General features: G+C 55.5%; 16 protein-coding genes. 8 read left to right on the top strand and 8 right to left on the bottom strand.

Annotation, left to right across the window (positions count from 1 at the left end; all coding sequences use genetic code 11):
• Positions 1-576 precede the first annotated feature (576 nt).
• Positions 577-3,771 carry a multidrug efflux RND transporter permease subunit gene (locus D460_RS0122160; protein ID WP_018900787.1) on the bottom strand — a complete coding sequence of 1,065 codons (3,195 nt, stop codon included), beginning with the start codon at positions 3,769-3,771 and terminating at the stop codon, positions 577-579.
• A 98-nt stretch (positions 3,772-3,869) separates the two neighbouring features.
• The gene (locus D460_RS33535; protein WP_037111886.1) at positions 3,870-5,063 is read right to left on the bottom strand and encodes an efflux RND transporter periplasmic adaptor subunit; all 1,194 of its coding nucleotides are present in this window, start codon (positions 5,061-5,063) and stop codon (positions 3,870-3,872) included.
• 454 nt (positions 5,064-5,517) lie between these two features.
• Here D460_RS33535 and msrA point away from each other — a divergent pair, with 454 nt between their 5' ends.
• Positions 5,518-5,991: a peptide-methionine (S)-S-oxide reductase MsrA gene (gene msrA / locus D460_RS0122150; protein WP_018900785.1), complete on the top strand. Its 474-nt coding sequence runs from the start codon at positions 5,518-5,520 to the stop codon at positions 5,989-5,991.
• A gap of 19 nt (positions 5,992-6,010) precedes the next feature.
• A complete protein-coding gene (locus D460_RS0122145; protein ID WP_018900784.1) occupies positions 6,011-7,600 on the top strand; it encodes an ABC transporter substrate-binding protein in 1,590 nt (529 codons plus the stop codon).
• 47 nt (positions 7,601-7,647) lie between these two features.
• Here D460_RS0122145 and D460_RS0122140 read toward each other — a convergent pair whose 3' ends face one another.
• Together D460_RS0122140 and D460_RS0122135 are read right to left on the bottom strand one after the other, a co-directional pair.
• The gene (locus D460_RS0122140) at positions 7,648-8,532 is read right to left on the bottom strand and encodes an alpha/beta hydrolase (RefSeq protein ID WP_018900783.1); all 885 of its coding nucleotides are present in this window, start codon (positions 8,530-8,532) and stop codon (positions 7,648-7,650) included.
• A gap of 38 nt (positions 8,533-8,570) precedes the next feature.
• Positions 8,571-9,584, bottom strand: coding sequence for a 2-dehydropantoate 2-reductase (locus tag D460_RS0122135; protein ID WP_018900782.1), 1,014 nt, complete (start codon positions 9,582-9,584; stop codon positions 8,571-8,573).
• 184 nt (positions 9,585-9,768) lie between these two features.
• Here D460_RS0122135 and D460_RS0122130 point away from each other — a divergent pair, with 184 nt between their 5' ends.
• The 4 genes from D460_RS0122130 to D460_RS33530 all read left to right on the top strand — a co-directional run bounded on the left by D460_RS0122130 (position 9,769) and on the right by D460_RS33530 (position 14,329).
• On the top strand, positions 9,769-10,335 hold the full coding sequence (locus tag D460_RS0122130; protein WP_018900781.1) for a TetR/AcrR family transcriptional regulator: 567 nt from the start codon (positions 9,769-9,771) through the stop codon (positions 10,333-10,335).
• Positions 10,336-10,383: 48 nt separating this feature from the next.
• Positions 10,384-11,349, top strand: a complete 966-nt coding sequence (locus D460_RS0122125) for a quinone oxidoreductase (RefSeq protein WP_026283410.1) — start codon at positions 10,384-10,386, stop codon at positions 11,347-11,349.
• Between the two features lie 236 nt (positions 11,350-11,585).
• Positions 11,586-12,707 (top strand): HlyD family secretion protein, encoded by a 1,122-nt coding sequence (locus D460_RS0122120; protein ID WP_026283409.1) that lies wholly within the window; start codon positions 11,586-11,588, stop codon positions 12,705-12,707.
• Positions 12,707-14,329, top strand: a complete 1,623-nt coding sequence (locus D460_RS33530) for an MFS transporter (protein ID WP_018900778.1) — start codon at positions 12,707-12,709, stop codon at positions 14,327-14,329. Before D460_RS0122120 ends, D460_RS33530 begins: the two co-directional genes overlap by 1 nt.
• A 22-nt stretch (positions 14,330-14,351) precedes the next feature.
• On the opposite strand, the gene D460_RS0122110 is transcribed toward D460_RS33530, so the two are convergent.
• Genes D460_RS0122110 through D460_RS0122095 form a run of 4 tightly spaced genes read right to left on the bottom strand, consistent with a single transcriptional unit; the run spans position 14,352 to position 18,897 of the window.
• Positions 14,352-15,671 carry an LLM class flavin-dependent oxidoreductase gene (locus D460_RS0122110; RefSeq protein ID WP_018900777.1) on the bottom strand — a complete coding sequence of 440 codons (1,320 nt, stop codon included), beginning with the start codon at positions 15,669-15,671 and terminating at the stop codon, positions 14,352-14,354.
• Positions 15,672-15,679: 8 nt separating this feature from the next.
• Positions 15,680-16,999, bottom strand: a complete 1,320-nt coding sequence (locus D460_RS0122105; RefSeq protein ID WP_155947815.1) for an LLM class flavin-dependent oxidoreductase — start codon at positions 16,997-16,999, stop codon at positions 15,680-15,682.
• 27 nt (positions 17,000-17,026) lie between these two features.
• Positions 17,027-17,368: a hypothetical protein gene (locus D460_RS0122100; protein WP_018900775.1), complete on the bottom strand. Its 342-nt coding sequence runs from the start codon at positions 17,366-17,368 to the stop codon at positions 17,027-17,029.
• Between the two features lie 11 nt (positions 17,369-17,379).
• Positions 17,380-18,897 carry a sodium:solute symporter gene (locus D460_RS0122095; protein ID WP_018900774.1) on the bottom strand — a complete coding sequence of 506 codons (1,518 nt, stop codon included), beginning with the start codon at positions 18,895-18,897 and terminating at the stop codon, positions 17,380-17,382.
• Positions 18,898-19,198: 301 nt separating this feature from the next.
• On the opposite strand from D460_RS0122095, the gene D460_RS0122090 reads away from it, so the two are divergent.
• Both D460_RS0122090 and D460_RS0122085 read left to right on the top strand, forming a co-directional pair.
• Positions 19,199-20,521, top strand: a complete 1,323-nt coding sequence (locus D460_RS0122090) for an acetamidase/formamidase family protein (protein WP_026283408.1) — start codon at positions 19,199-19,201, stop codon at positions 20,519-20,521.
• 114 nt (positions 20,522-20,635) lie between these two features.
• Positions 20,636-21,949 carry an epoxide hydrolase family protein gene (locus D460_RS0122085; RefSeq protein ID WP_018900772.1) on the top strand — a complete coding sequence of 438 codons (1,314 nt, stop codon included), beginning with the start codon at positions 20,636-20,638 and terminating at the stop codon, positions 21,947-21,949.
• The last annotated feature ends 82 nt before the right edge of the window (positions 21,950-22,031 follow it).

Here is a 22,031-nt window from a genome sequence, read left to right as displayed (position 1 = left end):
TCGTTTCGTAAAGTCTCGCAGGTTTCCCACACTTGCGAGACTTTTGCCGTCCAGATGACGAATTCCGGCGATTGCCAACCCTTGGAACCGCCGCCGAGGAAATTGTATTCGGGGAAAAATAGAGCGGCCCAAGCCGCTCTATTCCCAACTCGGCCTACCAAGCCTCGGGGCCCACCGGCGTAACCGTATGACCGAACCGAAGTTCGATGGGCTAGCGCTATCCGTTTTGCACGTCAGCCGACCAATCGCTAGCTACGCACGAACATCTCAATCCGTGCGCTGTTAATGGCAGGATTCTAAATCAATGACTTTGCCCGCCGCATGCAAAAACTATAGGGCATGTTAAATCCTATCCTCTACCGCGCTTCAGGCTGATATTTTGGCTTTCGCACTCTCGCTGCGTATTCTAGTTGCTCACAAGAAGTGAGCTTGGATGGCCTCGCCCTGGAGTGACCAGGCCTCTTTTTACCCGGCCTGAAGGGCCAAGTCCCCAGCGGCAGCAGTCGGACTCAGCCTAGAGGGCGCGCCCTCCAGGCTGAGTTCCGGTATGTGTCGGTGCTTTTGGACAAGCTCGTATCATTCGGCAGCGTGGGAGATCATCTTCTTCCCATAATCGTTGGCAGGAGCCTTGTGTGCCAGAGGTCGATTACCCGTTACCTTTCGCACAAGGACGTAGAAGACTGGCGTCATAAAGATACCGAAGAGGGTGACGCCAATCATTCCTGAGAACACCGTAATACCAAGAGCGGCACGGACTTCAGCTCCCGCTCCTGTTGACGTAACCAGGGGCACAACACCCATGATAAACGCCATCGACGTCATAAGAATTGGCCGTAGTCTAAGACGGCTGGCTTCGATGGCAGCTTGACGGGGCGAGCGCCCTTCCAACTCAAGCTCTCTAGCGAACTCTACGATCAAGATCGCGTTTTTCGCGGACAGCCCGACCAACACTACGAGGCCGATCTGAGTGAAGATGTTGTTATCGCCATCTGTCAACCAGACACCCGCAAGAGCCGCCAAGACGCCCATCGGGACAATCATAATAATCGCGATTGGAAGCGAGAGGCTCTCGTACTGCGCCGCGAGGACCAGGAAAACAAGCAACAGAGCCAGCGGAAAGACAACGTAGCTGGAGTCGCCGGCGATAATCTGCTGGTAGGTCAAATCCGTCCACTCGTAGCTAATACCCTTTGGCAGCACTTCGGTGGCAATCCGTTCGATCGCAGCTTGCGCCTCCCCTGATGAATAGCCTTGCGCTGGACTTCCATTGATATCCGCAGACAGGAAGCCATTGTAGCGGTTCGTACGCTCCGGGCCTGTAGTGGCATCCACTCGAAGCAGCGCGGCCAGTGGGATCATCTGGCCAGACATCGATCTGACCTTGAGCTGGCCAATGTCTTCCGGTTTAGCACGAAACTTCGCATCTGCCTGGACCCGCACACTATACGTCCGACCAAAAGCGTTGAAGTCATTCACGTACAGCGAGCCGAGATAGATCTGCAGGGTCTGAAATACATCAGACACCGAAACCCCCAACTGCTCAGCCTTTGTTCGATCGAGGTCCGCATAGAGCTGCGGAACATTTATCAGGTAGCTTGAAAAGATGCCGGCCAGTTCCGGAGCTTCCGCGGCTTTCGCGAGAAACGCCTTGTTCGCATCATCGAGCGCCTTGTAGCCAAGACCGGCCTGGTCTTCCAACTGCAGTTTGAAGCCACCTGTAGTGCCTAGACCGTTGACTGGGGGTGGTGAGAACATGGCGACGTAGGCATCCGGGATAGCGGCGAACTTCTGGTTCAGAGACGCGGCGATCGCTGGCCCGGAAAGTTCGGGCGTCTTTCGTTCGTCAAAATCCTTGAGAGTAAGAAAAACCAGACCGGCGTTCGAAGAATGGGTGAAGCCGCTAATTGAGAGGCCGGGGAAAGCGATGGAATGAGCGACTCCGGGTTCCTTTACGGCAATATCGCTCATCCGCCTTATTACGTCTTCAGTTCGATCCAAGCTTGCAGCATCAGGCAATTGGGCGAATCCGATCAGATACTGCTTGTCTTGAGCCGGTACGAACCCACCCGGAATTGCGTTGAACAACGCGTATGTAGCACCCGCAAGCACAAGATACACGACCATCACGATGCCTTTTCGGGAGACAAGTCGGCCGACACCTGTTCCATAAGCGCTCGAGGCTGATCCGAAGGCTCGATTGAAGCTTCGGAAAAACCAACCAAAGGCAAAGTCCATAGAGCGCGTCAATCGATCCTTCGGCTCGTGGTGCCCCTTGAGCAAAAGCGCTGCCAACGCGGGTGATAGTGTCAAGGAGTTGAAGGCGGAGATAATCGTCGAGATGGCGATCGTCAGAGCGAACTGCCGATAAAACTGGCCAGACAGCCCCGAAATGAACGCGAGCGGAACGAACACCGCGACCAGCACCAGTCCGATGGCCACGATCGGACCTGAAACCTCTCGCATCGCCTTATAGGTGGCATCCCGCGGGCTTAGACCATTCTCGATGTTGCGCTCAACGTTCTCGACCACCACAATAGCGTCATCGACGACGATACCAATGGCCAAGACAAGACCAAACAGGCTGAGCGCGTTGAGTGAGAAGCCGGACACATACATGACCGCAAAGGTTCCGATGATCGAGACCGGAACCGCTATCAATGGGATGATCGAGGCACGCCACGTTTGTAGGAACAGAATTACCACAAGCACGACCAACGCAATCGCCTCGAAGAGCGTGTGAACTACTTTCTCGATCGAAGCTTCCACGAACTTGGTGGTATCGTAATCGATAGAATATTTCACGCCATCAGGCATGGACTGCTGCAGTTCGTCCATCGTCTTGCGTACGGCGTCGGCAATCTCGAGTGCGTTAGAGCCAGGGGCCTGGAAAATGGGGATGGCGACCGCCGGCTTCCCATCGAGGAGGGAACGAAGGGAGTAATCGGCTGCGCCCAGCTCCAGGCGTGCGACATCACGTAGACGCGTCACTTGGCCGTTTGCGCCCGTTTTGACGATTATATTGCCAAACTCTTCTGGTGTCTCAAGACGTCCCTGGGCGTTTACGTTGAGCTGCAAATCGACTCCCATCGGGCTCGGAGAAGCACCTATGGTGCCGGCAGCGGCCTGGACATTCTGGCCCTGGATGGCACTCGTTATATCGCTTGCGGCAAGCTCGTATTGAGCCGCTTTCTGAGGATCTATCCAAACGCGCATCGAATAATCGCCCGCGCCGAAAATCTGCACATCTCCAACACCTTCGATACGCGCAAGGCGGTCTTTGATGTTCAGAACTGCGTAGTTGCGCAGGTAAGTGATATCGTAACGGTCGTTGGTGGAGACCAAATCGACCGCCAAGGTAAAATCAGGCGAGCTTTTGACAGTCGTGATGCCGAGGGCCCTCACCTCTTCTGGCAAGCGCGGTTCAGCTTGGGAGACTCGGTTCTGGACAAGCTGTTGTGCTTGATCGGGATCGGTTCCAAGCTTGAAAGTGACCGTCAGCGTCATCGCGCCATCGGACGTCGAATTACTCGACATATAAAGTAGACCCTCGACCCCATTGATCTGCTCTTCGAGCGGGGTCGCTACAGTCTCCGCGATCACTCGGGGATTTGCCCCGGGATACGTCGCCCTCACGACCACGGACGGTGGTACGACCTGAGGGTACTCGGAGATCGGCAGCGCTCGCAGTCCGATAAGGCCTGCTACGACGATCACCACCGATATGACGCCCGCGAATACCGGGCGGTCAATGAAAAAGCGGGAAATGTTCATGTCAGGTACCTTTATTATCCCTGAGGGATTGTATTTGTCGGATAGCGTCCCGGCCGTCGGCGATCCACGGGAAGGGCTTAGGTCGGTGGGAGGCCGAGCTATTCGTTATTGGATTCTTGCTTTAGGGGCGTTGCTGCAACGAGCGCATTTGGACGCACTCTTTGCAAGCCCGCGACCACGATCGTCTCGCCGTCTTTCAATCCGGCTTTTACAATTCGCATTCCATCGACCAAGCCGCCAAGCGTAACGCTGCGGTACGCAACGTGGCTCTGACCATCGACCACATAAACAAACTTCTTGTCTTGGTCGGTTGATATCGCACGGTCCGGAACCAATAGCCTATTTTGAGGCATGGCTTCCCCCATTCGAATTCGTACAAACTGCCCGGGGATCAATGTACCCCTCGGATTGGGGAAGACAGCTCGGACGGTGATCGTACCGCTGGCCGCGTCTACTTCGTTATCGACCAGCTGAAGGGTCCCCTTTAACGGCGTTTCTTTGTCAGCCAAGGTCCCGGCTTCAACCGGAATGTCTTCAATCGCCGGAAGGCCACCCGTCCGTGGTGGGAGCTCTGCTAGAGCCATAGTTACCAACTCCTCGCTTGCGTCGAAGCTGGCGTAGATTGGATCGACAGAAACGAGCTTCGCGAGGACGGCAGAGGTTGAACCAGCTGCAACCAAATTCCCGACCGTCACGTCAATCTTCCCGATACGCCCGGCCACGGGTGCCTTTACCTCCGCATAACCCAAGTCGAGCTGTGCGGCCTGCAGGTTTGCAGTCGCTGAACTCAACGAAGCTTTTGCCTCCGCGAGCGCACTTTGCCGTTGGTCGAGGTCGCTTTGCGAAATGGTATGATTTCCAGATAGCCTGTGACCTCTATCAAGTTGCGTCTCGGCTAGGCTGAGCCTTGCTCGCGCCAGCTCAACCTGTCCTTCCGCTTGGGCAACCACCGCCTGATACGGTGCCGGATCGATTGAGAAGAGAAGGTCTCCAGCTTTTACCAAGGCCCCTTCCCGGAAGTGGACCGCTTTGATCGCCCCGGATACCCGTGCCCTGATGTCCACCCTGTCAACCGCTTCCAGCCTTCCGGAAAATTCTTCCCAAAGCCTTACGCTCTGGCTCTTAACGGTGATGACTGACACAGGTACCGCTTGCTCTGCCGCCTTCGCAGACGCTGCTGAGTTTGCAAAGCTCATAGGCGGCTCACCGAAAACTGCTACCGCGGTAACCAACGTCGCCCCGACCAGGCCAAATCCCGCACAGGCCAGCCGAAAAGAATTTAGCATCGTCATCTCCATCTGTTTTCCGCCTGTCCAGCTGGGCAAGCTTGGATGCCGTCCGTGCGGCTATCGGACGTCCAACCTTCCGACACGAGTGCTCCTCAATGAACAGAGATAAACAGCTCAGTTTGTCTGGATTGTTTCGAAGATGGATCGTTTTATTTTCCAGCGTAACGTGAGGGGTGATTGATACAAACTTGTACAATTAAACGCGGCTAACCGGCTGATTTTAAATCTGTAAAAGCAATCCTTCAGACCCGCATCTCGACAAACAAAAGTTCGAAAAACGGGTTCAATTCACAAACGCGTTTCTCCCCAGTCGAGTTGCTATGTTTATAGTTGTTTCGCTCGCTTTGAGCTAACGACTGCGCGGACAACAAGGCGTGATCGTCATCTGAAACACTTATACCGACGTGTATCGGCTCAAGCCGATCGTGCGCCGCATTTCATTCAAGAGAGTTTTGTAATGCCAAACCAACTAGCAACGTTCGGAGCAGGATGCTTCTGGGGATCCGAGGCCTATTTCCGGGGTATAGATGGCGTGATCGACACGCGCGTCGGCCATTCGACGGGCACTGACGGTTCAACCGATCCTGGTCGCATCGAGGTGGTCCAGGTGGATTTCGATCCGACTGTCTTGAGTTATCGGACGCTCATCGAGCTCTTTTGGAAGAGCCACGATCCGACAGCGTTCGACAGGCAAGGCGATGAGGCGGGTGAAGGAGTTCGTTCTGCGATATTCACCCATGACAGCCAGCAGTATTCCGCGGCAACCGAACTGAAAGCGCATTTCAACGCTAACTCGCCTTTGCCTGCCACCACCCAGGTGATCCCATTCGTCGAACTCGAGCTAGCCGACGAGAAGCACCAGCGATACGTCGAGAAGAACGGATATCACGCGTGTTCAATTCCCGCCGCCTCGACACGGCCAACGACTTGATCCAGGAGATACTCAACAAATGAAGCCACTAATTATTGGAACGGCCCTGGCGTTGTCGCTCGGATTAGCGCACGCCGCGCACGCGAAGTCTCTAGTGTACTGCAGCGAGGCCAGCCCAGAAGGGTTCGATCCGGCACGGTATACATCAGGGTCGACGTTCGATGCCTCTTCAAAGACGATCTACAATCGGCTTGTGGAATACAAGCGAGGGACAACCGAGATTGTACCCGCACTGGCACAGCGGTGGGAGGTCTCCGATGATGGCAAGGTATACACGTTCCACCTCCGTCCCGGCGTGAAATTTCAGACGAACGAAGAGTTCAAACCAACCCGCGATCTCAATGCAGACGATGTCGTCTTCAGCTTCGAACGCCAGAGCGGAAAGAAAGAGTTAGCCGCCTACTCCCAAGGTGCAAGCTGGTCCTACTACAACGACGTCGGACTACCGCAATCCGTTGCGGCGATTGATAAAGTGGACGATCTCACGGTCCGCTTCACGCTTCAAAAACCCAACGCTCCGTTTCTTGGCCTAATCGCTCTTGATTTCGCGTCCATCGTCTCGAAGGAATACGCCGACCAACTGGCAGCATCTCATCGTGTGGATGATCTCAACCACAAGCCCATCGGTACCGGCCCGTTCCAGCTCGTAGCCTATCAACAGGACGCCGTCATCAGATATCAGGCGTTCGCTGACTATTGGGGAGGCAAGCAACCCGTCGATGACCTGGTGTTTGCGATCACAACCGACGCATCGACTCGCATACAGAAATTGAAGGCGGACGAGTGCCAGATTGCCGTCTACCCTACACCCGCGGACATCGCCGCTCTCAAAGAAGACCCATCCCTTAACGTATTGCAACGGCCTGGTCTGAACGTCGGATATCTCGCCTTCAACACCACCCAGAAGCCGTTTGATGATGTCCGTGTTCGACGCGCCATAACGCAAGCCGTCGACAAGAAGGCTATTCTTGACGCCGTGTATCAAGGCAGTGGCGTAATTGCGGAGAGCGTTCTTCCTCCTGATATGGCAGGCTTCAACAGATCGCTGAAAACCATTGAGTTCAATCCAAAAGCTGCAAAGGCCACAATTCAAGAGTTAGGGCTCTCGGGAACGAAGGCGACGTTGTGGGCCATGCCTGTATCTCGTCCTTATAATCCTAACGGTCGACGTACGGCCGAACTCTTACAGGCCAATCTCCATGACATCGGTCTAGACGCTGAGATCATTTCATTCGAATGGGGCGAATACCTGAAGCGGTCAAATGATCCCAAACATGACGGAGCGGTCCTAGCAGGTTGGACCGCCGACAATGGAGACCCGGATAGCTTCCTGACTCCGCTGCTGGCATGCGCGTCGGTCGGGGGCAACAACAAGGCCGTATGGTGCAACAAGGATTTCGACGAGTTGCTTGAGGAGGCGAGGTCGGAGACCGATTCCGCAAAACGTTCGTCGCTGTACGAGCGCGCTCAACAGATCGCCGCCGACGAGAGCCCGTGGATTCCGCTTGCAAACGGATTGATTACGGTTGCGACGTCGAAGCGAGTCACCGGCTATCAAATTGAACCGTCCGACGCCCATCGGTTCGACGGTGTGGACATCGGTGATTGACTAACGTGTCGAGGTTGGCGGCCTATAAAGCCGCCTCCCCCATTTTGTCAGTACCAACCCGGCGCGGCATCGCTTGCGAGGAAATCCTCAACAACCGATCGGAAGTTCGCGGGTTCTTCAGAGAAGAGGAGATGTCCGGAGTTCTCGAATTCGACGTATCGATTTCTCGGAATCATTTTCGCCATCGCAAGGCTGGTGCGTGGTGGGTTAACCCAGTCATGCGCTCCCGCTAGTAGCAGCACTGGGACGTTTACCTGGTTAAGTCGACTAGATATGTCGAAATCCGACGGCAAGTGCATCAACAGGTGACGCATCAACTCAATGTTTGGCGTAATACCCTTGATGAGACGCTCTGCCAGACCTGCGTTCATTGGGGCTGCGAGGAGTGGACCGACTTTCTCAAAGTAGGCTGCTATACTAGCCGTGTTCAGCTCACCCGCGAATAGCTTGGCAGCTGCCTCCATCGCGGCAGGCGATGCCCGGGTTGTCAACGATGGTGCTGTCCGCGTCACTTCGTTTTGCATGGGAGCGGCGGTTGGCGTGGCAGCAGCGAGGATAGCGCCACGCGCTAAGCCATGGTGCCTAAGCACAAGATGCAACGCGACCAACCCACCCAGCGAATGACCGAAAACGTAGGGCTTTCGTATCCCGAGTGCTCCGATTAGCGCTGCAATGTCATCGGCCATCTGTTCGTATGTCACCGTCTCAACAGGTGCATGCGCGGATCGCCCCTGCCCCCGTAAGTCTACAAAGAGGACCTGAGCAACCTCGCTAAGCTGCCCAAGACCTTCCCGGAGGTATCGGTGATCGAGTCCGAGTATGCCGTGTACAACGACGATCGTCGGTACTTCGTATAGACCTCCATTGACCTTGCGCAGGGAGCTACCTTCGGTGTCGAAAAATATCTCGGTTTCGTTAATTCGGGCGTACAAGAGGACTCCATTCGTACATAGCCAAGTCGCGATTGCACCTACGCCGCAAAAGCGTCTCCGCTTTGACTGCTTTTGAAGTGTGCGAGATTGCTGATCGCTTGCGTCACCGGCATCTCGATCCCTCTAAGGTGCGCCAGTTCCAGCACAGCATCGCAAATCGACGCCAACTCAAGCTGATTTCCTCGCTCAAGGTCCTGAAGCATCGAGGTTTTTACGTCTCCCAGCAGCCGCCCGGTGTCCAGGATTGCCTGCGGATCGTCTTCGAGCTTCGCACCGTAAGCCTCGATCACCGGGAGGACCTCGTGAAGCATCTGACGACTGATATCGACTAGGTGTGCATCACCGAAGTTTTGCCGAAGCGTAGCGCCGGTAATGGCGGAGACCGGGTTGGAAATTAGATTCCGTACGACTTTGCTCCATATCGCATCCCGGATGCGAGGTGCCTTCCGCACAACGAGGCCTGCCTTTTCGAGGAGGGAGGCCAGACCGTCCAATCGCTCTGAACTCGTGTCGTCGAGCTCTCCAAGGGTCATTTGCAACGGATTGAACGTCCTTGCGGTGCCCTTCTGTATTCGCTCGACGGTGATCATGGTTGTAGTCCCAACAACCTGTCTAGATGGAATGATTTCCTTGAGGATTCCATTTGGATCGACTGATTGAATTTCTTGCCCAGCCCATCCACCGTCAATTCCGTCGAAGTACCACCAAGGTATGCCGTTCACGACTGGAACCACTGTCGTGCGGGGGCCGATCAGGTGTTTGATCGACGTTGCCAAGGCGGGCATGTCCTGCGACTTTGGGGACATGAAGAGAACGTCTGGCTGTTGGAAATCTCCCGCGGTACCGACGTTAACCACTACTTGGTGGTCTCCTTCGCGGTCGACCAGCCGAATTCCCTGCTTCCTGATGACGTCCAGGCTCTCACCTCTGGCAACCAAGTCAACTTGGAGGCCACTCAGGCGCAACCGCGCGGCAAGCGTTAGGCCAATCGCGCCAGCTCCGGCGACGCAAATGCGTGGGCGCGTGTGTGTTTCATCGAGATGCTCAGCCATATGGGGTTTCCATCGTGTTAGATTGGAAATAGGTGGCTCGTCTCGGTTTCAGCTCGATTACAGCTGCTCTGCAGACGGACTACATCTGTTATGCAGCCGAGCCGTCACTCCTAAATTCGATCCTTGTAGTAAAAAAATGAAACTCGTTATTGACTGATCATTCCGTAATGACTATCTGATTGCCATGGCAAGACCTAGAGAATTTGATACAGCGCAAGCGCTGGATGCAGCGGTTCAGGTGTTTCGGGAGCATGGCTTCGAGGGCACCTCAGCCGCGATGCTCACAAAACGGATGCGCATCGGGCGGCAGAGCCTCTACGACACCTTCGGTGACAAGTGGAAGCTCTATCTCTCTGCAGTCAGCCGCTATTCAACGCTCGAGACGTCGGCTCACATCTCGACTCTCAACAGCAAAGAAAATGCATTCGAGGGTATCCGGGCCGTTGTTGAGCGAGTTGTTGCCGAGGCGAGAATGCCGTGTCTTGGCGTCAACTCGATTTGTGAATTCGGTGTCAGACAAACGGAACTGAGCGCTCAACATGCGCTCGCGGCCGAGAGGCTCCGGGTACCATTCGTGAAACGTATTCGCGAAGCTCAGCTGGCAGGAGACCTGACCTCTGAGCTCGAGCCCGATGCGGTTGTCGACTTCCTTGTTACGACATTTTCAGGGATTCGAATCGCAGCCAGGGGCGGTGCGGACGACGGCAAGCTCAAAGCTCTGGGCGAGATAGCTTTGCGAGCCCTGCGCTAAATTTTTTTACCCCGTTTTGGAACGATCATTCAACTAAGGAGAAAAAGCGTGAAAGCTGTAAGAATGACCCACGTCGGTGACGTGGACGCACTGGAATACTACGACGAAGCCGAGCCAAAAGCCGGCGAAAATCAGGTGGTTGTTGAGGTAGCTGCCGCAGGTGTCAACTTCATGGATATCGGCGCTCGACGCGGCATGGCGTCCCGCGGGTACAAGCCTTCGATTCTCGGTGTCGAAGGCGCTGGGCGCGTGATTGAGGTTGGCCCGGCGGTTACTGAGTTCAGCGTAGGTGATCGAGTCGCCTGGGTTTTCGTTCCATCGAGCTATGCGGAACGCATCGTAGCTCCCGTGTCTTCGCTCGTGAAGGTACCCGATGAGATCGATGACAAGACTGCTGCAGCAGCAATGATGCAGGGTCTCACTGCCAGTCACTTTGCGACTGATTTCTATCCTGTTCAACCTCGTGACGTGGCGCTTGTGCACGCCGGTGCGGGAGGGCTGGGCCTTCTGTTGACTCAGATCATCAAACTCAGAGGCGGTTCGGTCATCAGCCGTGTTTCAAGCGAAAGCAAAGTGGCGATCGCAAAGGAAGCGGGCGCTGACCATGTAATCGTGGACTCCGAAGGGAACTTCGCTGCAGAGGCTGTACGTCTTTCCGGTGGAGAGGGTGTACATGTTGTTTACGACGGCTCTGGCCCGACTACGTTCCAAGGGTCACTGGATGCTCTCCGTCGTAGTGGCACTTTCTGCTGGTATGGCCCTGTACTTGGTGGCCCAGGAGCGCTCGACATCATGAGCTTGCCGAAGAGCATCAAGCTAGGATACGCCGTATTTCTGGACCATGTTCACACCCCCGAACTGCTCCGAGCCCGCTCCGAGAACCTGTTCCAGTGGATCCAAAATGGGGACATCAAAGTAAATATCGGGAATACCTATCACCTTTCAGATGCGAGGCAGGCACATGTTGCTATGGAAAGCCGCGCGACGACTGGAAAGCTCCTTCTGATGCCATAATCGACGGAGGGGCATGTCGTTGGCATGCCCCTTTCCCGTTAAAATGCCACATCACCGCTTGTCGGGTCGGCGGTCGATGACAGTTGTAATCACCTAGCAAGCAATCAAAATTCGCTGTTCACGATCACGCTCAATCAATGCGAAAAGCTTGACCGGCTGACAGGTTCCGTTTTGCCCAAGAGCCTCGACATCCGGTTACCGCAAGCCGATGGACCGAGCCGGTTGGGGGATTCGACGTGCCTGATGATACAAAGATCGCAACCTTGCGCACAGCGACCCCGGCAGAGGAACCGCCTCCGAAGGAACAGAGCGAGATTCCATTGCGCACTCGCCTTGGAATTCCGGTGCTTGCTGTTTCCATTGCCATTATTTGCGTTGGTATCGTGACGATCGACTGGAACCGTTGGACCTCCGGCTCAACTTCGCAGTCAACGGACGACGCATTCGTAACCGCTGACGTTTCAACGCTGAGCGCACAGGTCGGAGGCACCGTTAGAGCGCTGAAGTTCTCCGATTATCAAAGTGTCGCAAAGGGCGACCTCTTGGCTGAGATAGATGATCGCGAATACTTGGCGTCGGTGAAAATCGCGGAGGCTAGTCTGGCGTCCGCGGAGGCCGCGCTGGCAAATCTGGCCAACCAGATCGACCTTCAGAAGGCCGCGATCCTCGCTGCCCAAGCACAACGAGAATCGGCGAATGCGCAATTGGCGCAGGCCGAGCAGGAATTCAAACGACAGGCGAGCCTCGGCGGCGCTACGACGCAGCAGATGCTGCAACAGGCTCAATCCGCATTTTTACAAGCACAAGCCGCCGAGCGGATCGCCGACGCCGCGATAGAGCAACAAAAAGCACAACTGAAGGTCCTGAGTGGGCAAGAGCCGCTGCTTACGGCCCAGGTGAGAAGCGCGCAAGGGACCCTGGACACTTCCCGAATTCGTCTCGGTTACACTCGTATACTTTCGCCGTTTGACGGCGTCGTGGGGCGGAGACTGGTGCATGAGGGCGATCTCGTCGCTACAGGCAGCGGCATCGTCTCCTTGGTCCCACTTCCCCAAGTCTATGTGACGGCCAACTTCAAAGAAACTCAACTCGCTAACATGCGGCCTGACGGTCGAGCCGAAATTTCTGTCGACTCATTCCCAGGAGTGCAGCTGTCAGGTCGCGTATCGCGGCTCGCGCCTGCGAGTGGCTCCGTATTCGCCCTGCTGCCGCCCGACAACGCCACCGGCAATTACACCAAAGTCGTTCAGCGGGTTCCGGTCAGGATTGAAATTGACGCTGGCCAAGATGTCACGGAGCGTCTGCGGCCTGGCATGTCGGCAACTGTAAGTGTCGAAACGCCGCCAGGAAGCCAGTAATGGGGTCGCGGCGCGATTTCGGTCCCCTGACCAAAGGTATAGAAGCGACACAACCGCTCCTCCTCGTAGCCGCGCTGCTGCTCGCATCCTTTGTCGTCGGTCTGGATACCCGAGTTTTTAGCGTGGGGCTGAACGATCTTCGCGGTCCATTCGGTCTGAGCGTTGACGAAGCATCTTGGCTAAATACCATAGCCAACGCTCCGCAGATCCTCATCTCCGCCGCTGTCGCTTGGCTTGCTACGGTATTCGGAGTGCGAAGGGTGATGATACCTTCGACGCTCGTATACACCGGCATCTCTTTGATAATACCGCTCGTGCATGCGAGCGAGACGATCTTGCTCCTCCATGCGTGTCGAGCACTGCTACTAGGAGTGTTTTTGCCGGCGACTATAATGGTGACGTTCCGGAATCTTGAATCAAAATATTGGATCATTGGAATCGCCATATACACTCTACGAGTCCCCCTCTCCCAGTATCTTGGCCTCGCTTTGGTGGGCGTCTATGGGGACCACCTCGGCTGGCAGTGGCTATATTGGCAGGACGTTGTCATAGCGCCGGTCATTGCACTCCTTCTGATCATTGCAGCCCCGCACGAACATGTGAACCGTGGATTGCTCGCGCGCGCCGACTGGGGCGGCATGCTTCTCCTCGGATCAGGTATGACGATGTTGTACATTGCCTTGGATCAAGGCAACCGGTTGGACTGGCTGCAGTCCGGAGCAATCACGTCGCTGCTTATATCTGGCATATTTCTCCTGATAGCGTTTCTGATCAACGAGGGGCTTGTACGGCACCCCTGGGCGCACGCGTCAGTCATACTGTCGCGAAATATTGGAATAGGTTACGCGGTCATCATCGCGTTTGCTCTGTCTACTGCCGGCACTTCGATCTCCATCCCTGCTTATGTTCAGAACGTGTTGGGGCTCCGTCCGATCTCACTTTGTGGTGTATACGTGCTTTGCGGCGCGTTGCCTGTCATCACCGCAACCGTATTGGCGACTATACTCCAGCGCCGATTGGATCCTCGGATATGCATAGTCATCGGGTTCTTCGCTATGGCTTTGGCTGCGCTGATCGGCAGCCGCCTGACCAGTTCCTGGTACCCTTGGTCATTCGCACCCGTCGTGCTCTTAGCCAGCGTCGGGCAAACATTCGCGTTCTTCGCAACCGTAGTCTACCTGATCGCAAACTCAGATCCCAACCGTTCTACGGCAGTGTCAGCTTACATACAGGTGATAAGGATCGTCGGCGTTGAGTTTGCCGGCAGTGTCATGAATACCTGGTTGCGCCACCGGGAACAGTTTCATTCGAACAGCCTGGGATTACCGATCACTTCGTCGTCACAGGGTCTCGACACGCATGTGAGCGTGCTCGCAAGTGTCTTTGGGCCAAGTTCGCAAGGCAAAACGAGCGCGCTCGCTCACGTCGGCAACGCGGTTCGAACGCAGGCCAACGTCTTGAGCTACGCCGATGGTTTCGTGATCTCCTTTTGGTTCGCTGTTGTGGCACTTTTCCTGGTGGCATGCCTCGGGAGAACCCCTTATGGCCCTCTACATCCCAAGTTTAAGCATGCTCCCAAAAGCACCAGCGCATCGTCGGAACGCAATGGCGCTAGCGCTTGAGTCGGGATTGGCGTACTTCGGCTCAATTTGCCAGCAGGTTCTCGCGCAACGTGGCACCGCTGTATTCAGTACGGTACCGCCCTCGGCGCTGTAGCTCCGGCACGACCAGATCAACGAATTCTTCAAAGCACCCCGGTGTGTACGTAGCGATCAGCATGAACCCGTCCGCACCACCGTCGTCCATAAAAACCTCGAGTTTATCGGCGATGTCTTGGGGGGTCCCGACAAGGACGGGCATGCCCATACCTTGCGCGTAAATGATCGCAGCCTCGCCGATAGTGACCGGCTCGCCATCACGAGCATACAGTATCGATTCAAACAAGCCCTGTATCCCGGGCACCTCGATGTCCTGAATGTGCTCGTTGAGGTCGTACTTAGAGAAATCGAGGCCGAAATGGCCAGACATCCAAGCCAAGGCACCTTCAGGCGGGATACATGCCTTGATCCGATCGTACTTAGCCTGCGCTTCTTCCCTGGTCTCGGCAACGACTGTCTGCACACCGAAAATCAGCTTTACGCTTCCCTTAGGACGCCCGAAGCGTTCAACAAGTCTTCTGTTGAGGTCAGCGCTGTACTCTCGCATCCTTGCAACGGTCGGCAAGACCGCAAAAATCGCTTCAGCGTGTTTCGCGGCGAAATCTCGTCCGCGCTCGGATGATCCGGCTTGCCATAGCACTGGCTGACCTTGAGGTGACGGTGCGACGAAGTGACGGCCGCGAGACTTGAAGAACGGTCCATCATGGATGACCTCATGCACCTTTTCAGGATCGGCATAAATCCCGCTCTCCTTGTCAGCGATGATGGCGTCTGGCTCCCATGAAGTCCATAGCTTGTAGCACAGGTCCATGTATTCCTCGAGGCGCTCATAGCGGTGGCCGCGATCGCTCATCTCGGCGCCATACGCATCCCATTCGCTTTTCGAGTACGATGAGACGATATTCCATGCTATGCGCCCGCCCGAAAGGTGGTCCAAACTCGATAAGCGCCTGGCCATCGAGTAGGGATGCTCGAAAGCCGTGGACAACGTGACGCCAACGCCCAGATGTTTTGTCGCACCCGTAATGATCGGTGCAATTGTCGAAGGTTCATGCGTAGGGCATTGGACAGCGAACTTAACTGTCAAATCCGAGGAGTCGGCATGTGTATTGTAAGGGGCAAGTTCATCCGCGATGAACATCGCGTCGAACAACCCCCGCTCCATGGTACGAGCCATGTGCTGCCAGTACTCCGGCCGGGCGAAGTTCCAACCAACCTTGTCCTTAGGGTGTCGCCACATTCCCGTGGCATGACTGTTGACGCCATGCTGGACAAACCCAAGTAGATGAGCCTTTTTCGCTGTCATGTTTACCTTCAATTTTGCAAGAGGTTTTGCCTAAGGGTAGTTCCGGCGTAGGCCGTTCTGTAGCGGCCGCGACGTTGAAGTTCGGGAACCACGAGATCCGTGAATTCCTCAAAGCAACCCGGAGTGTAGGTCGCCAGAAGCATAAACCCATCCGCCCCACCTTCGTCCATGAACTCTTCGAGTTGATCCGCAATATCTGAGGGTGTCCCCACCACTGCTGGCATGGCGAAACGCATCGAATAAATGTCAGCCGCCTCCCCGACGGTCACGGTCGAACCTGCTCCTGAACGGACCAGAGCATCCTTTACACCCTGTATGCCCGGTATCGCGATGTCTTCCAGAGGGGTTTCAGGATTGAACTTCATGAAGTCAACGCTCAGCTGTCCAGACAACATCGCGAGCGATCCCTCTCGAGGCAGCAACATTCGTATCTCGTCAAACTTCCGTTCCGCTTCAGCTCTTGTCTCACCAACGATGGGCTGCACGCCGTAGATCATTTTTACGCTTCCCGGTGAGCGACCAGACCTAGCAACGCGGGCATTGAGGTCATCCGAATAGGCTCGCATCTGCTCGACGTCGGGATGAATTGCAAAGATCGCCTCGGCGTGCTGTGCCGCGAAATCTCTTCCCCTGTCCGAGGACCCCGCCTGCCAAAGCACGGGCTGTCCCTGCGGCGAAGGAGCGACAAAATGCCTACCTCTGCATTTGAAAAATTCGCCTTCATGGAAGATTTCACGCACCTTCTCAGGATCGGCGAAGATGCCGCTCGCTTTGTCAGCGATTATGGCGTCGGGCTCCCAAGAATTCCAAAGAAGCTTACAAAGGTGAATGTACTCCTCGATGCGATCGTATCTTCTGCTGCGATCATCCATTTGGGCACCGTATGCATCCCACTCACTTTTGGAGTATGAGCCAACGATGTTCCATGCCACGCGCCCGCCAGATATATGGTCGAGACTCGAAAGCCGTCGAGCCATGGAATAAGGATGTTCAAACGCCGTGGAAAGCGTGACTCCGATACCAAGGTTCGTTGTGGCAGTCGCAATGATCGGCACGATGGTCGACGGCTCGTGCGTAGGGCACTGTACAGCCCACTTTACCGTGGCATCGGAGCTGTCGCCGTAACTGCTGTATGGTGCAAGTTCATCCGCAATGAAAATTGCGTCGAAGAGACCGCGCTCCATCGTCCGTGCCATGTGCTCCCAGTAATCCGGCCGGGTGTAGCTCCACCCGACCTTATCTTTGGAGTGCCGCCACATCCCAGTCGCGTGGCTGTTAACGCCGTTCTGGATAAATCCGAGAATGTGGGCTCGTTTCTTTTCAGCCATGTACTGCATCCAAGCCTGCGAGAGTCTTCAAGTTGATGTTCCGGTTTGCCGGGTCGACACTTTCGTTGCAGCGTCGATCCTTCGCTCAACAAAGAATGCTAGACCAACGCCGAGCGTGGTTACGAGGACAAGAAAAGGCCCCACGTAGATGAACCAGGAAGCATACCCGATCCCGACGATGCTGATGATCGACGTGAGGAATGCCAGCGCGATGGCAATCCAATGCCCATGTTGTGGCACTACACCTTCATCGTCCTTGCCGTTTCGGAAATCCGCAATTGCGTTCTGGACCCCACGTAGATAGCCAGCCGCAAAGTAGAGAGTGGACAAAACCGCTCCAGCAATGATTACGATTGTTATGGTCGACATACTCACTGTCCTTATTCTGCCGGGGTTGCGATTGGGCTCGTCGACGGCTGTGCGACGTCGATGTCTTTCTGTTGCCTTAGTTTAGAATAGTCGAAACGTTGAGGCTGAAGCACAGCCCCAAGAACCACCGTCAGCCCGCTGATCCCAACAATGCTAATCGTTCCGATCAAATCGCCATAGAAGTGACGGATCGGCATTCCGATTAGGATCGCTAGGATGATGCCAGCCACGAAGCCAAGCGTCGTCGTGCGCGGCCAGAGGATCGCGAGGATGAGCGGAAGGAGGATGGAGCTTTTTAGAGCGTATGTAGTCAGGACCAGCGTCGTGAAATCCACGCCCGACAGTACAATAAGAAATGCAACCAGTCCGCCAACCAGGATCGAAACCTTCGTGATAAGGAACAGCGTGCTTTCAGAGGTCTGGGGAGCAAAACGCTTGACGATGTCGATAGCGACGATGGACGAGAGAGCCGAGCTTGCGCCATCAATTGTCGAGTAGCAGGCAGCGAGGATCATCAACACGTAGATGACAACGATGAACAGCGGTAGCCCTAAGTGCGAAATCAGATACGGGCCAATAGCAGCACTGTCACCGCCGATGTCAGCCGGGGTCAGTCCGTAGGCGATGCCGATCAGACCAAGCGTTCCGAGCGCGATTGGGATGGGATAGAAAAGCGCCCCCGCCCAAACGAACGTGCGATTCACGTATTCCGCTTTTATCGCCCACGCTTTCTGCCAAAAGGTCTGGTCAGCGATAGCCGCTGCAAATATTCCGAGTGCGAGTGTGATACCAAACCCCGCGGCGGCATCCCATCGAAGGACAGAAAGGTTATGGGGGTTGCTCTGCCCAACCCGCTGCATGACCTCGACGCTACCTCCGGGTACGGCGTCAAATGCCAATGTGACAATGATCGCGGCGGGGACCGTAATCATCAGCAAATTAATGGTGCCAGTCATGACGCTGGTCCAAAGACCACCAAAGTATGAATAGGCAAGTACCGCGAGTAGGCCAACGAGAGCTGCGTAGGTCCAATCGATACCAAACACGGTCGACATGACAACCGACGTGCCCTTGAGGTTGATGAGGATCTCGAGAACAATACCGAAGATCATAGTGGCGGTAACAATAGATGTCGCGACACCCGATTGGTTGAACCGATTTCTAGTGAACTCGGAGATGGTATAGCCGTTCGGCATCTGTCGACGTAGAATGCGGGTGAACGGCACAAGGAGCATCACCGCGAGACCATTTGGCACGACAAACCAGAATAGGCCCGAAAGCCCCCATTCAAAAGTCATCGCGGACGTCATCATCACAGCCATCGACCAAGTCCAGACTGAGATGACCGAGCCAACGCCAAAACCAAAGCCTATTTTTCGACCGGAGATAATGAAGTCGTGCGTGTTTCGCACAAGAACTTGTTTGATGAAAAAAGCGAGCAGCAAGCTGGCTACGCCGAGCCCGATCAAGAGCGAGTAACCGAGAAAAGGCGTCAGCCCCGGTGTAATCTGTAGTGTAGTTTTGTCCATTGGTTTCCGTCCCCTGTAACGCGACGCAAATGCGTGAGGCGCGAACGTTAGCCAACGCGATAACGAAACAAGAGATCTCGAATAATTATTCTACAGTTTTAGTAGAAAATTATGCTAGTTTTGATGCGAGCAATTGTATCGGCTTTGTATCTCATAGTCTTTTATTGGCCTGCTTTAGGAGCCACCATCTACACACGGTTACAAATGTAGGGATCGTTAGACACATGGGAGATACGTGAATCCCTCATACACCTCTGAGCGTCCGGCCCGGAAGATGGCCGGTGCGATAGAGGAGGATGCGATGACAGATAGATCGAAAAGCAGCACGGTCGGCGCGAGGTCGGTTTTTGTTACAGAGTTGACTAACGGGGTTTTGGACCCTGCGCTACCGATGTTGGGGCCGGTCGCCGACGGCGGTATTATCATTGCCAACACGGCACCGGGCTGCTGGGGGCCGATGATCACTCCTGCCATCCGTGGTGGCCATGAGGTAACCCGACCTGTAGCGGTAGAGGGAGCAGAGGTTGGCGACGCGATCGCTATCAGAATCAGATCGCTGGTAGTCACATCGTCCGCTTCGGCCTCTGGAAGTGACGAGGCGATGGCGGGACGTTTCAACGGAGACCCTTTCTGCGCGGGTGTCTGCCCTGGCTGCGGCACTAAATGGCCGGATACAAGGATCGAAGGGATCGGTCAAACTGCTATCCGATGCGTAAAATGCGGTGCCGACGCGACACCGTTCACGATCGCGCACGGCTATACAATCGCATTCGACGACGAGCGGACGGTCGGTCTAACTGTCGGCAAGTCCGCCGCAGAGGAAATGGCACATCGAGCCGCAGCGGTCATGGCCGTGCCCGATACGTCCGTCCAGAACCCGGTTCTGACCTTTGCTCCCTCCGATTTGGTTGCTGTGGCCACACGCCTGCGTCCGTTCCTCGGCCAACTCGGCACTACCCCGTCTATCGCGATGCCGGACTCACACAATGCCGGGGATTTCGGCGCTTTTCTTCTGGATGCACCGCACGAGTACTCTTTAACCGAAGAGCAGTTGCTGGCTAACAAGACAGACGGCCATCTGGACGTGAATACGGTTCGTGAAGGCGCGGTCTTGATCTGCCCCGTGAAAGTACCGGGAGCAGGCATTTATCTAGGCGACATGCACGCATTCCAAGGGGATGGTGAAATCGCCGGACACACGGCAGACGTGGCTGGCACTGCGGTCCTGGAAGTCCATGTGATCAAGGGACTGAAAATTGACGGTCCGATACTCTTCCCTGTAGCTGACGACCTACCCTATCTCGCTCGGCCGCTTACGGAGAATGAGCTTCATTCTGCTCGAGCTGTAGCCGCCCGACATGGTGTTGCGGAGATCGAAGCAGATGCACCGGTCACTTTCATCGGCACCGGAGCCGACCTCAACAAGGCCACCGACAACGGACTTACCCGCGCCGCCGAAGTTCTTGGGATGAGTTTCGATGAAGTCAGAAATCGAGCGACCGTCGCGGGCGCAATCGAGATCGGGCGTAATCCCGGTGTTGTCAGGGTCACATTCCGCGCGCCGCTGTCAGCCCTCGACCGACTTGGCCTTGGGTCATTCCCACGTGGGCTTTATGGGGTTTAGATAAGGCATCCTACGGCCCTAGCCAGATACCAAACTTCACCGATCGCCGCTGGCGATCGGGCGAGCCTTTGCGCGCCATGGAAAGCGAACTCCCAACTTAAACTGGAGAACCTAATGTTGACCAATTCCAATCTCAGCAGACTCATCGCAACCACTGCGCTGCTCATTGTCACTGGACTGCCAATGTCCTCACACGCCGAGACTGCCGCCACGCCCACCCCCGCTGCCGATCTCTCGATGAAAGGGCCGGACGACAAGTCCATCAGACCATTCCAGTATCACGCCACCGACGAAGAACTTGCTGACTTGCGTCGACGTATCTCGGCCACGAAATGGCCGAGCCAAGAATTGGTCAAAGACGACACCCAAGGTGTCCAGCGCGAAACAATGAGAAAGCTGGCAGCGTATTGGTCTACCGACTACGACTGGCGTCGCGTGGAAGCGAAGCTAAATAGCCTTCCCCAGTTCGTCACCAATATCGATGGCGTGGACATCCACTTCATTCATGTGAAGTCTAAGAACAAAAACGCGTTGCCAATGATCGTCACGCACGGCTGGCCGGGTTCGATCATCGAGCAACTGAAAATCATTGATCCGCTGACGAATCCCACTGCCCACGGCGGGACTGAGGCTGACGCGTTCGACGTCGTGATTCCCTCTTTGCCGGGGTACGGATTCTCCGGAAAGCCTACCGAACTGGGGTGGGAGCCCGGTCGTATTGCCCGTACATGGGCCGAACTCATGAAGCGCTTGGGCTACACGAAGTACGTTGCACAGGGTGGCGACTGGGGTGATGCGGTAACTGAGCAGATGGGCGTTCAAGCCCCTGCAGGTCTTCTTGGCATCCATACGAACATGCCAGGCGCTGTTCCAGACGAAATCCAAAAATCGTTGGACGCGAGCAAGCCAGCCCCGGCGAACCTCTCGGCCGACGAGAAACGTGCCTATGGGCAGTTGGACTTCTTCTACAAGCACGGCTTGGCTTATGCACAGGAGATGACCGCGCGGCCACAGACCCTTTACGGAGTAGAGGACTCACCGATCGGTCTAGCCTCGTGGATGCTGGATCATGATGCGAAGAGCTATCAGTTGATCGCTCGCGTATTTGATGGCCATGAAGAAGGCCTGACGCGTGACGACGTTCTGGACAACGTCACTCTCTACTGGCTGACCAATACTGCGGTGTCGTCGGCACGTCTTTATTGGGAAAACAAGTTGGCGTTCTTTGCGCCTAAGGGCGTTAAGCTCCCGGTCGCTGTCAGCGCCTTCCCAGACGAATTGTACCAAGCTCCCGAAAGCTGGGCAAAGCAGGCATTCCCTAACCTGATCTACTATAATCGACACGAAAAGGGCGGACACTTCGCGGCTTGGGAGCAGCCAGAGGCGCTGACTAGGGACCTGAGGGCCGCCTTCAACTCGCTCCGATAGAGCCTCGGACATTACACCTGCAACAAACGTGCGGCTTTTTGTTACGCATACGGAACATCGCGAAGGCATCGTCGTCCCCAAT

Source organism: Rhizobium sp. 2MFCol3.1 (assembly GCF_000377565.1).
GTDB lineage: Bacteria > Pseudomonadota > Alphaproteobacteria > Rhizobiales > Rhizobiaceae > Rhizobium.
Note: the sequence above shows the minus strand (reverse complement) of the source record. Positions and strands in the feature narration are given on the sequence as shown.

Excerpts from the sequence above, each read along its gene's own strand:
- D460_RS0122160 (WP_018900787.1), bottom strand. The coding sequence starts at position 3,771 with ATGAACATTTCCCGCTTTTTCATTGACCGCCCGGTATTCGCGGGCGTC.
- D460_RS33535 (WP_037111886.1), bottom strand. The coding sequence starts at position 5,063 with ATGACGATGCTAAATTCTTTTCGGCTGGCCTGTGCGGGATTTGGCCTG.
- msrA (WP_018900785.1), top strand. The coding sequence starts at position 5,518 with ATGCCAAACCAACTAGCAACGTTCGGAGCAGGATGCTTCTGGGGATCC.
- D460_RS0122145 (WP_018900784.1), top strand. The coding sequence starts at position 6,011 with ATGAAGCCACTAATTATTGGAACGGCCCTGGCGTTGTCGCTCGGATTA.
- D460_RS0122135 (WP_018900782.1), bottom strand. The coding sequence starts at position 9,584 with ATGGCTGAGCATCTCGATGAAACACACACGCGCCCACGCATTTGCGTC.
- D460_RS0122130 (WP_018900781.1), top strand. The coding sequence starts at position 9,769 with ATGGCAAGACCTAGAGAATTTGATACAGCGCAAGCGCTGGATGCAGCG.
- D460_RS33530 (WP_018900778.1), top strand. The coding sequence starts at position 12,707 with ATGGGGTCGCGGCGCGATTTCGGTCCCCTGACCAAAGGTATAGAAGCG.
- D460_RS0122110 (WP_018900777.1), bottom strand. The coding sequence starts at position 15,671 with ATGACAGCGAAAAAGGCTCATCTACTTGGGTTTGTCCAGCATGGCGTC.
- D460_RS0122105 (WP_155947815.1), bottom strand. The coding sequence starts at position 16,999 with ATGGCTGAAAAGAAACGAGCCCACATTCTCGGATTTATCCAGAACGGC.
- D460_RS0122100 (WP_018900775.1), bottom strand. The coding sequence starts at position 17,368 with ATGTCGACCATAACAATCGTAATCATTGCTGGAGCGGTTTTGTCCACT.
- D460_RS0122095 (WP_018900774.1), bottom strand. The coding sequence starts at position 18,897 with ATGGACAAAACTACACTACAGATTACACCGGGGCTGACGCCTTTTCTC.
- D460_RS0122090 (WP_026283408.1), top strand. The coding sequence starts at position 19,199 with ATGACAGATAGATCGAAAAGCAGCACGGTCGGCGCGAGGTCGGTTTTT.
- D460_RS0122085 (WP_018900772.1), top strand. The coding sequence starts at position 20,636 with ATGTTGACCAATTCCAATCTCAGCAGACTCATCGCAACCACTGCGCTG.